We start from the raw sequence: 18,352 nt of genomic DNA, 5'->3' as shown, positions 1-18,352 counted from the left end.
CTTCCAACTTTAAGAAATCATGCCAACAATAATAGACGGAAAAAAGACATCAGCTGATATCAAGAATGAAATTGCAGCCCGTGTAAAGGAAATCAAAGCCGAGGGAGGTAAGATCCCGCATTTGGCTGCGGTGTTGGTGGGAAATGATGGGGCCAGCCAGACCTATGTGGGAGCTAAGGTAAAGGCCTGTGAGTTTGTAGGGTTTGAATCGACTTTGGTGAGGCTGGAGGATAATGTGTCCGAAGAGGAGTTGCTCAAAACCGTGGAAGATATTAATGAAAATCCGGATATTGATGGATTGATCGTTCAGTTGCCGCTTCCGAAGCATATCTCCGTGGAGAAGGTGACGGCCAAGATCAAGCCTGAAAAGGATGTGGACGGGTTTACTCCGGCCAATGTCGGGCGTATGGCATTGAACTGGCCTACTTACGTGGCCGCTACCCCTTATGGGATCGTGGAGTTGCTGAAGCGCTATGAGATTGATACTTCTGGAAAGCACTGTGTGGTGATTGGTAGAAGCCACATTGTTGGGTCTCCGATGAGCATATTGATGGCCAGGAATGATTACCCAGGTAATAGCACGGTTACCTTGACACATAGCAGGACCAAGAACCTAAAGGAGATCGCAAAAACCGCTGATATCCTGATTGTGGCCATCGGTAAGCCGGAGTTTGTAACGGCAGATATGGTGAAAGAGGGAGCTGTGGTCGTGGATGTAGGGATCCATAGGATTGAAGATGCTTCCAAAAAAAATGGCTTTAGGCTTATTGGAGATGTGAAATTTGATGAAGTGTCAGAAAAGTCCTCAGCCATTACGCCAGTGCCAGGCGGAGTCGGTCCAATGACCATCGCCTCATTGCTGTACAATACACTGCTTTCGGCAGAGCGGAAGGTTTATCCGTAAATTTTAGCTCATACATGGAACTGAAGTTTGCCATGTAAGGGTTGGTAGCATAATTGGGGTGATGGAGATCAGGTTTCTGATCGGTATTTTATTGGTGTCCATTCCTTACTTAAGTTATAATTAATTACACAGCGGTTCAATCACCCGCTCCATCAAAAATTAAATCATGGAAATAAAGCAAGCGGTAGAAAAAGGACTTAAGCTTCCTGTAATGGAAGCTTTTTATACGATCCAAGGAGAAGGGACATTTACGGGACACCCAGCATACTTTATCCGTTTGGGCGGATGTGATGTAGGGTGCGTTTGGTGTGACGTGAAGGAATCGTGGGAAGCAGCAAAATGGCCCGTACTTTCTGTTGAAGAGATTGTGGATGGGGCGCTCCAGTATCCCGGAAGATTAGTGGTGATCACAGGGGGAGAGCCACTGATGTATGATTTGGGGCCGCTTACGGCACTTTTAAAGGAAAGGGGATTTACCACTAATATCGAGACCAGTGGAGCACATCCTTTTTCAGGCCAGTTTGACTGGGTTTGTTTTTCTCCCAAGAAGTTCAAAGAACCTCACCCCAGTATTTTTGAAAAGGCCGATGAACTTAAGGTGATCGTTTTTCATAAAAGCGATTTTGACTTTGCTGAAAAACATGCAAAGAACGTTCTTCCAACCTGCAAAAAGTTGCTCCAGCCTGAATGGAGCAAATCCGACAAGTTTACTGGAGAGATCATTGAGTATATAAAAAATCATCCTAATTGGAATATTTCGCTACAAACTCATAAATTTATGGATATCCCATAAACTAAATGAGAGTAGCCCAGATAGTCTTCTTTTTTATTTTTATCAGTTTTCAGGCACTTGGCCAAGATTATACCAGTGAAAACAGGAGAGCAATCAAGCTTTACCAAGAGGGAGAGGATCTTTCCATGCGGAGAAGGTATGACCAAGCTTTGGAAAAATATGCCGATGCGGTAAATAAGGACGAAGGTTTTTTGGAGGCCTATAAAAAATGGGCCCAATTGTTACTGAACAAAGGTGCAGTGGACGAATCCCTTCAGGTGGCCTCTGCAGGAGAACTCAAGAGTAGTGGCCGGCCCAAGTTTATGGCCGATTTTAGCTGGTTGATTACCAATATTTATTTGAAATCCGGTGATTTTGACGCCGCGGTGAAGAAGTTTTCCCAAAGTCAAGGCCTGTATTCCAATCAGGTAAAATCTTCTGGCTCTTTCAAATCGATGAAACACAAAATAGCGTTTGTGGAAGAAGAGTTGACCAAAAAAAAGTCCATAAACAAAGAGAAATTACCGAGTCCCCTGAATGAATTTTATTTGCAGTATTTTCCGGTTTTGACAGCCGATAGCAAGCGGCTGCTTTTCACCAAGCGGGATGGGGTAGAGCGGATGAAGCATGAAGATATTTTTACATCCACTTGGGATGGCGAAAATTGGAGCCAGCCAGAAGCACTCGCCCAATCCATCAATACCGTCCATAATGAAGGTACCTGTACCATTTCGGCGGATGGCAATATTTTGATCTATACCAGCTGCGATGCCCCGGATTCGTTTGGGAGCTGTGACCTATACATTGCCTATAAGGTGGGTGGGAAATGGCAAGAGCCCAAGAATATGGGCGAAAAGGTTAATTCCCGGTACTGGGATTCGCAGCCGTCACTTTCTGCGGATGGAAGCATCCTGTTTTTTTCTTCCAATAGAAGAGGGGGATTTGGAGGAAACGACATTTATTATACTGTTCGCCAAAGGGATAATAGCTGGTCTGATCCGGTCAATGTAGGAGAGACGGTCAATACCGAATACGATGAAGTATCCCCATTTATTTACTTCAACAATGAACTGCTCTTTTTTGCTTCCAATGGTCATATGGGGTTTGGGGGCATGGACTTGTTCAATTCGAAGATTGTCCATGGGGCTTTTCAGGAGCCCGTAAACCTGGGCTATCCCATTAATGATCACTTGGACCAGTTGGCTCTGTTTATCACTGCCCAGCAGGATTATGCCTATTATACCGAAAACAGCCTGAAAGATGGTGCCTTGGACAGGTCATATCTCTATCGCTTTGCTTTTCCTGATGAGATAGATCTTGGAGAGCGCTTGATCGTTACGGGAGGAAAGGTGCGTAATGAAAAGACGGGCGAGCCGATTGTGGCCACCCTTTCCCTGGTGGACTTGGAGAATGACAGCACCTTGTATGAGTTTAGGTCAGAAGGGGATTCGGGGACGTTTATGATGATTTATCCGGACAAAGCTTCCTCAGGCCTTTATGTCGAGAAAAGAGGGTTTTTGCCAAGGATTTATAATGTAGAAAAGGACAGTCTTAAGGATATCAAGGACATGGAAATAGGACTAAAGCCTGTAGCGCCAGGTGAAGAGTTTCTTTTTGAGAATGTTTTCTTCGATTTTGATAAAGCCGATTTAAAACCTTCCTCCAAGAGTTCCCTGTTACGGTTAAAAAAGTTTCTGGATGAAAATCCCCAGGTTCATATTGTAATTGAAGGGCATACCGACAATGTGGGAGAAGGGAGTTATAACCTGGATTTAAGCCTTCGTAGGGCAAAGAGTGTCCAGCGTTATTTACTGGATCAAGGAGTGGCCAGTGGGCGATTGGCCGTCGAGGGATTTGGGGATACCAAGCCCCTTATGTCTAATGATACCGCTTTAGGTAGGTCCAAAAACCGCCGGATTGAGATTGTCATTGATTGATATGTCGCTGTGCTGCCAGACCAACGTTACCAAACATGGTTGGTGCTCATGGAATCAAGGGGCAAGGGGTTTTGATCAGCTTTTTGGTGAAGGCAAACCACCATTTTTTTCTTTAAAAATACTACTGTTGGGGCTCGTTAAGATACCGGTAGGGAGGGGTACTTGTCAATTTTTTCCGTACTGATGTTGGGGGGAAGGATGTTTTCTTACAAAGGGCTATGAAGGACTTTTTTTGTCCAAAAATGAACACTGAACAGGTTTTTTTTGAAATAAAAATACTAAAAAAATAATTTTCTCATAACATATAGGTTTTGAAATAGCTGCCTGTATTTGTGTGTTTTAAATCACTTAATTTATGTGTATAATACTATTTTGGCAGGTTTAAATGAAAAAACTATCTAAAATCCATCTTGTTTAATTTCAAAAAGTAGGTCTTAAAATACAAATTGGTTATGTTTAGTTAAAACTTGTTAAAATTACTTGTTTCCAAATATGCTTTATTCATGTGCGGTTTTTGAGTTTTTGTTTGATTAATCATTTTGTTTATGGTATTTATTTTAATTGAAAATATTGTTATGTTTTTTGGGGTGTTTAGTCTTTAAATAAGTATTGCGTATCTTTTATAATAAATTAATCTACTATTGGATTATTAGATGGGAACGTTTATCTTGACAACGTTAAATCAAAATCAACCAATTATGAAGAAAGTTTTACTGCTAGGATTAGCAATTCTATTGGCCAGTGCTGTGGCATTTGGTCAAAGCCGGACAGTCTCTGGGACTGTTACTTCCGGTGAAGACGGCGGTGAGTTGCCCGGTGTTTCTGTTTTAGTAAAAGGAACCACGATGGGGACGGCTACTGATTTGGACGGAGAATACTCCATTGAAGTACCAGAAGGAGGGAGTGTTTTGGTTTTTTCCTTTATGGGAATGATCAGTCAAGAAATTGAAATAGGAAGCAAGTCTATTGTAAATGTGACCTTGCAAGCAGATGCTAAGCAATTAAGTGAAGTAGTGGTGCAGGCATATGGTATGCAGTCTGAAAAACTTAATACACAACAAATAGAGACGGTTGATTCTGAGGCTTTTGAGAATTTTCCAGTAATATCTCCCCAAGAAGCTCTTCAAGGACAGGCTGCAGGTGTTCAGGCGACTTCGTCTTCCGGGTTAATTGGTTCTTCTCAGGTTGTACGAGTAAGGGGTATTACTTCCTTTACATCTGGAAATAGTCCATTGTTTGTTATCGATGGAGTTCCATTGAATGATGCGTCTGGCTCTACTTCATATTCCTCAGGAGGAGGTGGGACAGCTCTTAATCCTTTAATGGATTTAAATCCTAATGATATTGAGAGTATGACTGTTTTAAAGGATGCTGCTGCAACTGCACTATATGGCTCAAGAGGTGCAAATGGTGTGATAATAATAACTACTAAAGGTGGAAAATTAGGAGAAAAGACTCAAATTAATTTCGACTATTATACGGGGGTAAACGAGGCTTCCGTTGAGAAAGAAGTCTTGGATTTTCAGCAATACTCAAAACTAAGGACTGATCTTGGTGCTGATCCTGCTTCTTTTCCAGAAAGCGGGACCAATTGGAGGGATATCGTAAGCCAAACGGGAGCATTGAATTCGTACTCATTAAATGCAAGTGGGGGAGGTGATAAAACGACGTTCTATGTAGGAGGAACTTACTTTAATAGTAAGGCGTATGTGATCGGTAACGAAGTTGATAAATTAAATGGTAGATTAAACTTGACCCATAAAGCATCTGACAAATTGAGGGTAGGGGTTAATTTTGCTACCTCCTCTTTAGTAAATGATAGAGTTGGGGCTGAAAATGATACCTACTCTCCATGGACAGTTAGTTACCTGAACACTCCATTTGGACAGCCTTATGATGCAGAAGGCAACCTACAGCAGGCAGGGTTCAATAATCCACTACTCTTGGATAGAGATATTCGTTACGTTTTGACTTCTAGAAGAAGTACCGGAAATGTATTTGCTGAATATAACATCTTGGAGGATTTGGTCTTTAGAACAGATTGGGGTATGGATTATGTGCAGGTTGAAGAGGAGTATAGGTCTGGTGATATCATTACTCCTGGGGGATATGGTTCCAAGGAGATTAACCAAGATAATAAGTGGTTAACTACCAATACCCTTAACTATGTAAAAACCTATGGAGCCCACACGATTGATGCATTAGTTGGGCAGAGTTTCGAAACTTCCGATAGGGATTTCATCCTTACTGAAGCAAATGGATATATTTCTGATGACCTCCCAAATACAGGTTCTGGCTCTGAGCCTGTAACGGCCTCCAACACGGGTACAGAATGGGCTATAGCCTCTTTTTTTGGTAGGTTAAACTACAATTACGCCGATAGATATATTGTGGAGGGTAGTGTACGACGGGATGGATCTTCTAGGTTTGGGGAAGATAAAAGGTACGGGACTTTTGCGGCAGTTTCAGCTTCTTGGTTAATAAGCTCAGAGGATTTCTTTCCCAAAGGGGGCGTGGTGGATTTCCTTAAGCTTTCCTCAAGCTACGGTTCAAGTGGCAATGATAGGATATCGAATTTCGGTGCACTGGGGTTATACAGTGGTGTGAATTATAACGGCTCTCCAGGACTTTACTACTCACAACCATCTAATCCAAATTTGACATGGGAAACTACCCATCAGTTCGACATCAACTTAAATGCGGAACTTTTCTCCAACAGATTAAGATTTGACTTTAGTTATTGGAATAAAAATACTGATGGTATTTTATTGGATGTTCCTTTGCCATACACTACTGGGTTTGCAAGTAGAACCCAGAATTTTGGAGCAATGAGAAACAACGGGCTAGACCTTTCCTTATCCGGTGATGTTTTTGCTGAAAGTGAATTTAAGTGGACAACTTCTTTTAATGTAGGTTTTTTGAAAAATGAGGTGACAAAACTACCGGAATCTGCTCAAGTAGATCCAGATGGTAATTTGTATGTTCCGATTGGTTCATTCACCGATGAAGCGAGGGCTACCGTCGGAAGAACAGCAAATGAATTCTTCCTGAAAGAGTATTTAGGTATTAATCCGGAAACGGGTGATGCAGAATGGAGAGGGGAAGACGGAGAGGCTACAACAGATTATACTGCTGCTCCGTATGCTTACGCCGGTTCATCTTTACCAAAGGCTACAGGTGGATTTACGAATACATTTTCATACAAAGGGCTTTCATTAAGAGTGTTCTTTAACTTTGTAAGTGGAGGTCATGTTTATCTAGCTGATAATGAGTTTTCTGAAAACATAGCGGCAAGTGGGTCATTCAATAATGTTACCCGAGTACTTGATTCTTGGACTTCTGAAAATACCGATGCGTTTGCGCCAGCCTATTCCAGTGCTACGATGTCCTTTTGGGATAATGAATCCACAAGGCATTTATTCGATGCAAGTTATATACGGTTGAAAAACATAACTTTATCCTACCAGCTCCCTGTGAGTTTGCTTCAGCGTACAAGAGCAGTGAGATCAGCTAGAGTCTATGTGATGGGACAAAATCTGGCAACTTTTGCGAGTGATGCTTTCGATAATGGCTCTGATCCAGAAGTGAATACTTCCGGTACAGAAGCTGGTAATATGTCAGGAGAGAGTTTCTTTACTTCTCCTAATCCAAAACAAATAACCTTTGGTGTATCTTTAGGATTTTAAAATAGAGAAATAATGAAGACTATATATAAAATTTTATGCTGCGCGTTGTTGTTTACAGGCTGTGCAGATCGGCTAGAAGATATTAAGCCTCAGCAATCATTGTCAGAAGACGTAGCTTTTGCAAGTTATACAAATGCCGAGGGTGTATTAATCGGTTGCTATGATTTAATGCAGGACTTACATGTTTTTGGAAGTCAACCCCAGTTTATTTCAGATTTTATCACTGATAACGCAAACTTTACAGGATCTTTCCCTTCATTGCAGGACTTTAACAATTTCTCCGTACAACCAGCAAATAGTACGGTGGACGAAGTATGGAGAGATAGTTATCAAGTGATTCTAGGAACAAATGCGATTATTGCTAACGTTCCTGGTATTGAGGATGCCACAGATGAAGAAAAAGCTGAATTGATTGCTGGGGCAAGGTATATTAGAGGAATGGTATATTTTTTATTGGCTAACTTATATTCTCAACCGTATAATGTTAGTAATGGGGGAAATCTGTCAGTTCCTTTATATTTAGAACCATTTACAGGGGAGGTGTTAAATTTGCCTCGGAACACCTTAGCAGAAGTGTATGCACAAATAGAAGTTGATTTAATGTTTGCAGAACAGAATTTACCACCCTCTGCAATGCAAGGGTTTGCTTCTTCTTATTCAGCTACGGCCTTATTATCAAGACTTTATTTGTATATGGAAGATTGGGAAAATGCAGCCAATTCAGCGGAATTGGTAATTAGTGAAGGAGGATTTTCGCTGAATAGTGACCTTAGCTTTTATAATACCGTTAACGATGAAATTATCTTTTCTGTTGAAAATAGTGCAACTGACCCTCAGAGTGATAGTGATGCAGAAACAAGCAGTGGCTCTTGGGATGGTTATTATACTGGTAGAGACCAAGGAGGTAGAGGGGACGGGGAGTTTTCTCCAAACTTGGTAGCGTTATTTGATGAAGAGCCGGATGACTTAAGGGGAACATTTAAGGTAGAGGATGTCAATTTTAATGGAAATCCTGCGGTTTATACGCTCAAGTATGATAATGGTAATGATAATTCGAGTGATTATCACGCCATCCGTATCGCGGAAGTAATGTTAAATCGTGCAGAGGCACTCGTACAATTAGACCAAACAGTAGATCCTGAAGCGATCAGTTTGGTCAATGAAATTCGGGAAAGAGCGGGGCTTACTACCCCATGGGCAGTAGGTGACTTTGCTAATGCAGAAGAGCTACTGGAAGCTATATATGATCAAAGGCGTAAGGAATTGTGCTTCGAGGGACATAGAAGAATGGATTTGTTAAGAACAGGGAAACCTTTAAGAACTGTGGCTCCTCCTAGTGTAGCAGTTGAAAATGCTGGTGTAGGAGTCATGGCTGGAGATCCTGAAGCTATATGGCCAATCCCTCAATCACAATTAAACATTAATCCTGAGTTGGAACCAAATCCATAATTGGATTTGTCTTTAATTTACTTAGCAATGAAAGCCACCTGACATGATGTTGGGGGGCTTTCAATTTTTTTCGAATTTAATTAAATCAACCAACTAAAGACACATATGACGGAGGTATTCATTAGTCTGTTTGTCGTGACGTGATCCTGATCCGTTGCGATAAAATCAGCTGTCTTTCATTAATTTTCGGCCTTAATGCAGCGGTGTCTATGTTTACCCCTACCAACTAACTGATCTTATTTCTCTTCAAGCAATCACTATAATTCCTAATACCTAAACGGGTTTAGGAATCCTGTTTTTTTCGTATCTTTGCACTCTCAAATCTGAAAACAGTCATGATACACGTTTCTAGAAAAGAGCATTTTAATGCCGCTCATAAATTATGGAATCCCAATTGGACAGAAGAGAAGAACAAAGAGGTGTTTGGGCCATGTGCCAATGCCAACTGGCACGGGCATAACTTTGAGCTGATCGTGACCGTAAAAGGGCTGCCTGATGCCGATACGGGCTTTGTGGTGGATTTGAAAGCGTTAAGCACCTTGATCCGGAGTTTGGTAATTGATAAAGTGGATCATAAAAACCTGAACGTGGATGTGGATTTTATGCAAGGGAAAATGGCCAGTTGTGAAAACCTAGTGATGGAGTTTTGGAAAATCCTACAACCTGCTGTGGACAAAATCACCCCACATGGTGGTCTTTATAAGTTGAAGCTTTATGAAACCCCACGTAATTTTGTGGAATATTACGGAGATTGAGTGGAATAAAGGTGACAAGTAGTCCTTTACTTTTCCACCTATAACTTTACTAACAGTATAACCTTCCTCCCTCATGAAATATTATGTGATCGCCGGTGAACGGTCAGGAGATATGCACTTGGCGAATTTGCTTCACGCTTTAAAGACAACCGATCAGCAGGCCGATTTCCGTGGAATGGGTGGGGATTATAGCATCAACGAGGGACTTTCCATTGTAGCCCATTATGATAAAGTGGCGTTGATGGGCTTTGCCGAGGTTCTTTTTGGGTTCAGAAAGGTGCTCAAGTACCTTCGGCTTGTGAAAAAGGATATCTTGGATTATCAACCGGACGCATTGATCCTAGTGGACTACGGCGGTTTCAATATGAAGATCGCTAAATTTGCCCACTTCCATGGTATTCCTGTTCATTATTATATTCCTCCAAAAGTGTGGGCTTGGAACCAAAAGAGGGCATATAAACTCAAAAAGTATGTAGATCACCTCTATTCCATTCTGCCATTTGAGCCTAAATTTTTCAGGAAATTTGATTGGGAGGTGAATTATGTGGGAAATCCCTTGCTGGATGAAATCAAGAAGTTTGCCCCACATGATTTTTTCCATCAAAAAAACGAAATCAGTTATAAGCCGATTGTGGCCTTGCTACCGGGGAGTAGAAAGCAGGAGGTGGAGAATATGCTGGAAAATATGGTGGAAATCATTGCTGCCTTTCCTAATGTCCAGTTTATAATAGCAGGAGTGAAGAATCTTCCCAACGGAATCTATGACCTTGCGAGGGAGCATGGGATAAAGGTGGTCTTTGACCAGACCTATGACTTGCTGCATTACGCCAATGCTGCTGTGGTCACCTCTGGAACGGCAACCCTCGAAACGGCCTTGTTCAATGTCCCTCAAGTGGTGGTGTACAAAACCAGCGCCATAAGCTATATGATTGGCAAAAGGCTGATCAAGGTGCCGTTTATTTCTCTGGTAAACTTGATTGCCGAAAAAGAGGTGGTCAAAGAATTGATCCAAGGGGATTACAATAAAAAGGTGCTTCAAGAGGAACTCCAAGGTTTACTGGGAAGTAGCCAACATAAAGCCGATGTTTTGGAGGGGTATAGATTGGTAAGGGAAAAGGTAGGTGATAGTAAAGCTTCCGAAAAAACAGCAGCATTAATTTATGAAAGCTTAAATGCTGCTAAAGAATAAAACAAAAAAGAAGGCTCAGGTTTAATCCTGAGCCTTTTGACATTTACGCTACTTGTAGCTTTTTGAATTTCGATTTATCAAATTGCCGTTGTGCATATTTTCGGTTAACTACCAATTCTTTTGTTTCATCGTCCGAAGGCAATTCATACATGGCATCGGTAATGATGGCTTCACAGATGGAGCGCAGCCCCCGAGCACCTAAGTTGTACTCAACAGCTTTTTCGACGATGTAGTCGATGCCGCTTTCTTCAAAATGAAGTTTTACACCTTCCATGTCCATTAGCTTTACATATTGCTTAGTGAGTGCATTTTTTGGCTCTGTAAGGATGCTTTTCAACGCCTCCTTATCCAATGGATCCAAATGGGTCAGCACAGGGAGACGACCGATCAGTTCAGGGATCAATCCGAAGGACTTCAGGTCAGGTGCAGTGACATATTGAAGCAGGTTGTTTCTGTCCACTACATCACTATCTGTCTTTTTGCTGAACCCTAGGGGCTGGGTGTTTAGCCTGTTGGCAATGTGCCTGGATATGCCGTCAAAGGCACCGCCGCAAATAAACAGGATGTTTTCCGTGTTTACAGCGATCATTTTCTGGTCAGGGTGCTTTCTGCCACCTTGGGGCGGTACATTGACTGTGGTGCCTTCGAGTAGCTTCAGCATGGCCTGTTGTACCCCTTCACCGCTGACATCACGAGTAATGGATGGATTGTCCGATTTTCGTGCTATTTTATCAATCTCATCGATATAGACAATGCCCCGCTCGGCGGATTCCAAGTTATAGTCAGCAGATTGGAGCAGTCGGGTAAGGATACTTTCGACATCCTCACCTACATAGCCGGCCTCTGTCAGAACGGTGGCATCTGCGATACAGAAAGGTACTTCCAGTATTTTTGCAAGTGTTTTGGCCAGATACGTTTTACCTGTTCCGGTATCTCCCACCATGATGATATTAGATTTTTCAATCTTGATATCATCCTTGTTGTCTTTTTGGAGAAGCCGCTTGTAATGGTTGTACACAGCTACGGAAAGCACTTTTTTTGCCTCGTCTTGACCGATTACATAATTGTTTAGGTATTCGGTCAGTTCTTTGGGCTTTCTGAGCTTAAACTTCGGTTTTTTATCTTGTTTTTTGGTTTTTTCCTCTTCACCTAGGATTTGGTAGGCCTGGTCAATACAGAAATTACAGATATGGGCTGAAATCCCTGAAACCATCAGATCTACATCCTTTTTATTTCTCCCGCAAAAGGAACAAGTAACTTGCGCCATGATTGTTATTTTCTAGTCAATACTTCGTCGATCAAGCCATACTCTTTGGCTTCTGGAGCTCTCATCCAATAGTCTCTGTCAGAGTTTTGCTCGATTTCTTTGATGTCTTTTCCTGAGTGGTGTGCCAAGATTTCATAAAGCTCCTGCTTCAATAGCAAAATTTGCTTTGCCGTAATTTCAATGTCAGAAGCTTGGCCTTGTGCACCGCCAAGGGGTTGGTGGATCATTACCCTTGAGTGGGGAAGGGCTGCCCTTTTGCCTGCTGCTCCGCCAGCGAGCAATACAGCCCCCATAGAAGCGGCAAGTCCAGTACAAATGGTGCCTACTTCAGGGTTAATATACTGCATCGTGTCGTAGATACCAAGTCCGGCATAGACAGATCCTCCTGGGCTGTTTATGTAAAGCAAGATATCCTTCTTACTGTCCACTGATTCCAAAAACAACAATTGGGCGGTGATGATGTTGGCGATATGGTCATCTACCTGGGTGCCCAAGAAAATGATCCGGTCCATGATCAATCGGGAAAACACATCAATCTCCCTGAAATTGGTAGGGCGTTCTTCGATGACCGACCTGGTCATGTTTTCTATATGGCTGGTGTATTGGTCAAAAGCAGTACCGCTCACTCCTTGGTTGTGAATGGCGTATTTTCTGAATTCATCTTTGTTAATCATGCTATCGTTTTTTTTGAATTAGTACAAAAATAAAAAAAGCCCTTAGAAAAGGACTTTTTAATAACGATTTATTCAGTGAATTAGTTTTGTACTAATTCCTTAAACTTCTCTACGTCTATTTTTTCCTCTTTTAGGGTGATTTTTTCTTTCACCAGTTCGAGTACTTTGTCGTTTTGAACGGCGGTAAGCATCTGCATGTAATTCTGTCCTTCATTACCTTGGAGGTAATTGTTGACAAACATGTCCATGTTGTCTTCCATTTGCGAACCCAGTCCGGATGCGGCCAATTGCTCTCTTACCATTTCCTGTGTTTTGGCAATGACATCTTCATGCTCGGCTTTGATTTCGTTCTCCTCGGCCAGTTTATTGGAAATCAATGACCATGTCAATTGTTTCGCATAGATAGGAAACTCTTTCTCTACATCTTCTTCGGATACTTTCCCTTCGTTGGCTTTGATCAGCCATTCTTTAAGGAATGCTTCCGGCAATTCGATGTTGGCTTTTTCGGTAAGGGCTTCCTTAATTTTTTCTTCAGTGAAGACCTTGGTCTCTTTGTTATAGTTGTCGCCTAGGATCTCCTCTATTTTGGCGGTAAACTCTTCTTCTGTTTTTACCTGGTCAGGACCAAATACTTTGTCGAAGAATTCTTGATCCAGGTCTGCATCTTCCGTGCGGTTGATGTTTTGTACCGTGAAGGTGTAGTTGCCTGACACTTTCTCTGCTTCTTCTTCACTTACGCCCAATACTTCGGCAAGGTCAGATTTGATGGCCTTGGAGGGATCAAATTCGATCTCTGCTCCTTTTTCCACGCCGATAAATTTCTTTACGGACCTTCCGTCAAACTTGGAAAGAGGAAGGGAAAGGGCTTGCTCAAATGAGCCGTCAGCTGCTTTCAGGTCACCGTATAGAAAATCATTTTCTTGGCTTACCTCAGGGTTGGTCATTTTGCCGTACTGGCCTCTGAGGTTTGCAATGGCATCATCAATGGCTTTTTTGTCAACCTTCAGTTTGTAATCGATAGCTTTGATGTTTTTGTCAAGCTTAATGTTAACATCTTCAACGAAACCGATCCTATATTCAAACTCAAATTCCTTCTGGTTCTTCCAGTCAATAGCATCAGCATCTTCGACTGCAGGAAGGGGCTCTCCCAACAGTTTGAACGGCTGTTCTTTGATATAATCACTCAAAGATTTGGAAAGGATGTCATTGATTTCTTCAACCAAAACAGACGTTCCATACATTTTTTTCACCATGCCAATAGGGGCTTTGCCAGGTCTGAAGCCTTTAATATTGGCTTTCTTGGCGTAGTCTTTTATTTTGGCATCAACTTTTGGTTGATAATCTGCTTCATTTAAGTTAATTTTAATTGAAGCTTGATTGGCGGATTGCTTGTCTAGTTTGATTTCCAAGGCTATATTGATTAAATTTTCCTATAAACTGAAAACCCTCAACCTCGACGCCTTTTCCCTTTTTGATTTCCAAACTTCTGCTTGGAATAATCGAGGGTATTGCTTCGGGATTGAGGGCTGGTTGAATAGTGCGGATGGAGGGACTCGAACCCCCATGCCTCGCGGCGCTAGATCCTAAGTCTAGTGCGTCTACCAATTTCGCCACATCCGCTTTTTGAATGTTTGGAAGCCGTGTTGCTTCCGTAATGTGGATGCAAAGGTAATAAGGAAATTTTAATCTGCAATAGATGCTTGATAAAAAGTGGTTAAAAAATGCATGAAATTTATAACTCTCTCAAAATCAAGCGCATTTATTTAATGCTATTATTTATATGAATAAACAGCATCAAGAGGGATGGGGCTTTGGGAAAAAAAGTCCAAATTAGTGATTGAATAAGCGAAACCTAAATAACTTCATAAAGCTAATCGGAAGTTTAGGAAAACTTCATACAAAAAATATGATTAACGTAGATCTGGAGGTAGAAAGAAAGGAAATACTGAAACGGTATCGGAAGATTTTGAGATTGGCAAAACCACTCCTTAAAGATGGGGATGCCAAGGTAATCAAAAAGGCTTTTAATGTGTCAAGTGATGCACACAAGGAGATGCGCAGGAAATCTGGTGAGCCTTATATCTACCATCCACTCGAGGTGGCGTTGGTGTGTGTGGAGGAGATTGGACTGGGAACTACCAGTATCGTAGCGGCACTTCTCCATGATGTGGTAGAAGATACCGAATGGGAGCTGGAGGATATCGAACGGGAGTTTGGGCCCAAGGTCACCAAGATCATTGATGGGCTTACGAAGATATCCGGGGTTTTTGAGTACGGCAGTTCCCAGCAGGCAGAGAACTTCAGGAAAATGCTCCTGACCCTTTCCGATGATGTCAGGGTGATCCTGATCAAGTTGGCCGATAGGCTAAACAACATGAGGACCTTGCAAAGTATGCCGCGGCATAAGCAGTTGAAGATTGCATCCGAGACGATGTACCTCTATGCGCCGCTGGCCCATCGGCTAGGGCTTTACAGCATCAAATCTGAGCTGGAGGACCTCTACCTGAAATATACGGATACGGAGACCTACCAGTTTATTGTCGGCAAGATCAAAGAAACCAGGCTGTCCCGGAATCGGTTCATCAAAAGCTTTACGGCGCCTATAGAAAGAGAGCTGACAGCCCAGGGCTTTGAGTTTGTGATCAAGGGAAGACCAAAGTCAGTTTATTCCATTTATAATAAAATGAAAAAGCAAAACATACCTTTTGAAGAAGTGTATGATTTGTTTGCAATTCGTGTGATCATTGATTCAGAGGATGAAAATGAGAAAGCAGATTGCTGGCAGGTATATTCAATAGTCACGGATTTTTACCGTCCTAATCCAGACCGTCTTCGTGACTGGATCAGTACTCCCCGTGCCAATGGATATGAGTCACTGCACACCACTGTGATGAGCAATACAGGCCAATGGGTGGAAGTACAGATCCGAACTTCCCGGATGGATGATATCGCTGAACGGGGCTATGCCGCACACTGGAAATACAAAGAAAAAGACCTCAGCCCTGGCAAAAGTGGTTCAGGATTGGATGAATGGATCACCCAAGTCCGGACGCTATTGGAGTCTAATGACGGATCAGCTATAGAGTTTATGGATGACTTCAGGGGAAATCTCTTCCAGGATGAAGTGTTCGTGTTTACCCCAAAGGGCGACCTGAAGGTGCTCCCTTACGGTGCCACTGCGCTGGATTTTGCCTTTGAAATCCACTCTGAAGTGGGAGAGAAATGTATCGGTGCCAAGATCAACCAGCGACTGGTACCGATCAATCACAAGCTCAAAAATGGCGATCAGGTCGAAATCCTCACTTCCAAAAAACAAAAGCCTTCCGAGGACTGGCTGCGATCTGTCATTACCTCTCGGGCAAAAGCCAAGATCAAGGATGCCCTGAAGGAGGAAAAGAAAAGCCTTATACTGGATGGTAAGGAGATTGTGCAGCGGAAGTTGAAGCAGATGAAAATGGATTTTTCTTCTGTAGTAGTGGAGCAATTGCGGGCATTTTTTGAGACCAAGACCGCCACGGAGTTTTATTTTAAAGTAGGAAAAGGCATCATCGACCCTACGTCAATCAAAAGTTTCAAAGAGTTTAAACAGATCAAAAAGAAGAAGACCAAAAGTCCCATGCAGCATGTGACCGATGAGTCTTCCTTTACCAAAGAAATCAAGAATTTAAAAGGGCCTGATCATGACCAGTTGTTGATAGGTGAGGACATGGACGTGGTGGATTATATTTTGGCCAAATGCTGCAACCCGATCCCTGGTGATGATGTCTTTGGTTTTGTGACCGTGAATGAAGGAATAAAAATCCACCGGACCTCATGTCCAAATGCCCTCGAATTGCTCTCCAATCATGGTAACAGGGTCATCAAGGCCCGATGGACCAGCCAGCAGGAGATAGCTTTTCTGGCAGGATTAAAGATTGTCGGTACCGATAGAGTAGGGCTGATAAATGACCTTACCCGGGTCATATCCAGTGAGTTAAAAGTGAATATGCGTTCGATCACAGTGGATTCGGACAGCGGCCTTTTTGAAGGATCCATTAAGCTTTATGTACACAGTACAAACCATTTGGATAATTTGATCCATAACCTGATGGAGGTCCAAGGAGTGATCAAAGTTACTCGGTTTGACTAAATTAGTGTGTTCTTATTTGAATCTTTTCTAAATAAGAAGCGTATATTTGTAGAAACAAAGAATGATTAAAGATGGCCTTGAACGAAAAGCTGTTTGAAGAGGTAAAAAAAATATTTACTGCTTATCTGGAGAATAAAAAGCTTAGAAAAACACCCGAGCGCTACGCTATCCTGGAAGAGATATATGGTCGTGATGGGCATTTTGATGTAGAGTCGCTTTACATCAGTATGAAAAATAAGAATTACCGGGTTAGTAGAGCCACTGTTTATAATACGCTTGATTTATTGGTAGAGTGTGATTTGGTCACCAAGCATCAGTTTGGGCAAAATCTCGCGCAGTACGAAAAATCCTATGGATACAAACAGCACGATCACTTGATCTGTACAGAGTGCCATAAGGTGGTGGAGTTTTGTGATCCGAGGATACAGAACATCCAAAATACGGTTGGGGAGATTTTGAATTTCGATATTCTTCACCATTCCTTGATTTTGTATGGGAATTGTAACAAGAAAGATTGTGAGAATAAAATAGCCGTATAGCTGCTCAGGCCTTCGGTTATGGTCTGTGAAACGTTTGGCCATTTACAACACAATCCATTTCTTTTCGTAGTAAAGCAAAGGGAAATATTGACTGTTAATAAACAATTCAAATCATATGAAGTTAAGTTATAGCGCTCAGAGAGAAGCCAAGAATATCATTTTGTCCCTAAAAGGAGATCTTATAGGAGATGAGGCCGGGCCAAAATTAGTAGAGATCATTTCTGATGCTATACAAGAAAAAGTAGAAAACTGTATTATTGACCTAAAAGAAGTTAGGTACATCAGCAGCAGTGGTATCGGGGTGCTGATCACTATGCTTACAAAAATGAGGAATGTGGGCGGAGAGGTGTATTTGGCTTCACCATCTGAACATGTGAAGAAATTGTTGGTCATTACGAAGCTAAACAATATTTTTACGGTTTTTGATTCTATGGAAGCGGCCAGGTCAGCCATAAAATAAACTTAAACTAGCCAGTTTTGAAGGGATTTGCATAAAAAAAGTAGCATTGAGTTGCTATTTTTTTTTGTTATTGCAAACTTCACGCGGAATTTGACAAATCTAAAATAGACATATACTTATTATACAATGAAAATGGACGTTCTTTTAGGCCTACAATGGGGGGATGAAGGCAAAGGCAAAGTGGTTGATTTCCTCGCGCCTAAATATAATATGGTTGCCAGGTTTCAAGGAGGTCCTAATGCAGGTCATACACTGGAATTTGATGGGATCAAACATGTACTTCATCAAATCCCTAGTGGTATATTCAGGGAAAACCTAAAGAATATCATCGGAAACGGTGTCGTGCTGGATCCAGTGGTCTTGAGAAAGGAGATCGAAGGGCTTAAAAAGTTTAACATCACCTATCAGCAAAACCTGTTTATTTCCAAAAAAGCCACGATCATCATTCCGACACACAAGCTGTTGGATGCGGCGTACGAGAAATCCAAAGGGGATAAAAAGATCGGATCCACATTAAAAGGCATTGGGCCAACTTACCAAGATAAGGTAGGTCGTGTAGCCTTGAGGGTAGGGGATATTCTGAGTCCCGAT

14 protein-coding genes and 1 tRNA gene (1 of these 15 cut by a window edge) are annotated in these 18,352 nt (G+C 42.0%); 11 read left to right on the top strand and 4 right to left on the bottom strand.

The window, feature by feature from the left end; translation table 11 throughout:
• The first annotated feature begins 19 nt into the window (after positions 1-19).
• The 7 genes from FDP09_RS23460 to lpxB all read left to right on the top strand — a co-directional run bounded on the left by FDP09_RS23460 (position 20) and on the right by lpxB (position 10,692).
• Entirely contained in the window at positions 20-904 is an 885-nt protein-coding gene (locus tag FDP09_RS23460) for a bifunctional 5,10-methylenetetrahydrofolate dehydrogenase/5,10-methenyltetrahydrofolate cyclohydrolase (RefSeq protein ID WP_137404863.1), read from the top strand.
• 166 nt (positions 905-1,070) lie between these two features.
• Positions 1,071-1,697, top strand: a complete 627-nt coding sequence (locus FDP09_RS23455; protein WP_137404862.1) for a 7-carboxy-7-deazaguanine synthase QueE — start codon at positions 1,071-1,073, stop codon at positions 1,695-1,697.
• 5 nt (positions 1,698-1,702) lie between these two features.
• On the top strand, positions 1,703-3,613 hold the full coding sequence (locus FDP09_RS23450) for an OmpA family protein (protein WP_137404861.1): 1,911 nt from the start codon (positions 1,703-1,705) through the stop codon (positions 3,611-3,613).
• Positions 3,614-4,311: 698 nt separating this feature from the next.
• A complete protein-coding gene (locus tag FDP09_RS23445; protein ID WP_137404860.1) occupies positions 4,312-7,299 on the top strand; it encodes a SusC/RagA family TonB-linked outer membrane protein in 2,988 nt (995 codons plus the stop codon).
• Positions 7,300-7,311: 12 nt separating this feature from the next.
• Entirely contained in the window at positions 7,312-8,748 is a 1,437-nt protein-coding gene (locus tag FDP09_RS23440; protein ID WP_137404859.1) for a RagB/SusD family nutrient uptake outer membrane protein, read from the top strand.
• A gap of 335 nt (positions 8,749-9,083) precedes the next feature.
• On the top strand, positions 9,084-9,503 hold the full coding sequence (locus FDP09_RS23435) for a 6-pyruvoyl trahydropterin synthase family protein (protein ID WP_137404858.1): 420 nt from the start codon (positions 9,084-9,086) through the stop codon (positions 9,501-9,503).
• Between the two features lie 73 nt (positions 9,504-9,576).
• A complete protein-coding gene (gene lpxB, locus FDP09_RS23430) occupies positions 9,577-10,692 on the top strand; it encodes a lipid-A-disaccharide synthase (protein ID WP_137404857.1) in 1,116 nt (371 codons plus the stop codon).
• Positions 10,693-10,735: 43 nt separating this feature from the next.
• Here lpxB and clpX read toward each other — a convergent pair whose 3' ends face one another.
• The 4 genes from clpX to FDP09_RS23410 form a co-directional block, all read right to left on the bottom strand.
• Positions 10,736-11,959, bottom strand: coding sequence for an ATP-dependent Clp protease ATP-binding subunit ClpX (clpX, locus tag FDP09_RS23425; RefSeq protein ID WP_137404856.1), 1,224 nt, complete (start codon positions 11,957-11,959; stop codon positions 10,736-10,738).
• Between the two features lie 5 nt (positions 11,960-11,964).
• Positions 11,965-12,633 (bottom strand): ATP-dependent Clp protease proteolytic subunit, encoded by a 669-nt coding sequence (locus FDP09_RS23420; protein WP_137404855.1) that lies wholly within the window; start codon positions 12,631-12,633, stop codon positions 11,965-11,967.
• 80 nt (positions 12,634-12,713) lie between these two features.
• A complete protein-coding gene (gene tig, locus FDP09_RS23415) occupies positions 12,714-14,042 on the bottom strand; it encodes a trigger factor (protein WP_137404854.1) in 1,329 nt (442 codons plus the stop codon).
• A 129-nt stretch (positions 14,043-14,171) separates the two neighbouring features.
• Positions 14,172-14,253 (bottom strand) — tRNA-Leu (locus FDP09_RS23410).
• 286 nt (positions 14,254-14,539) lie between these two features.
• On the opposite strand from FDP09_RS23410, the gene FDP09_RS23405 reads away from it, so the two are divergent.
• From FDP09_RS23405 to FDP09_RS23390, 4 genes are all read left to right on the top strand, one after another.
• Positions 14,540-16,762: a RelA/SpoT family protein gene (locus tag FDP09_RS23405; RefSeq protein WP_137404853.1), complete on the top strand. Its 2,223-nt coding sequence runs from the start codon at positions 14,540-14,542 to the stop codon at positions 16,760-16,762.
• A 71-nt stretch (positions 16,763-16,833) separates the two neighbouring features.
• Positions 16,834-17,301, top strand: coding sequence for a Fur family transcriptional regulator (locus tag FDP09_RS23400; RefSeq protein WP_137404852.1), 468 nt, complete (start codon positions 16,834-16,836; stop codon positions 17,299-17,301).
• Positions 17,302-17,416: 115 nt separating this feature from the next.
• Positions 17,417-17,761 (top strand): STAS domain-containing protein, encoded by a 345-nt coding sequence (locus FDP09_RS23395; RefSeq protein ID WP_137404851.1) that lies wholly within the window; start codon positions 17,417-17,419, stop codon positions 17,759-17,761.
• 126 nt (positions 17,762-17,887) lie between these two features.
• Positions 17,888-18,352 carry the 5' portion of an adenylosuccinate synthase gene (locus FDP09_RS23390; protein WP_137404850.1) on the top strand. It continues 807 nt past the right edge of the window, so only the first 465 of its 1,272 coding nucleotides appear in the window; its start codon is at positions 17,888-17,890; its stop codon lies beyond the right edge, outside the window.

Source organism: Echinicola rosea (assembly GCF_005281475.1).
GTDB lineage: Bacteria > Bacteroidota > Bacteroidia > Cytophagales > Cyclobacteriaceae > Echinicola > Echinicola rosea.
This window is presented reverse-complemented; position numbering and strand designations above follow the sequence as displayed.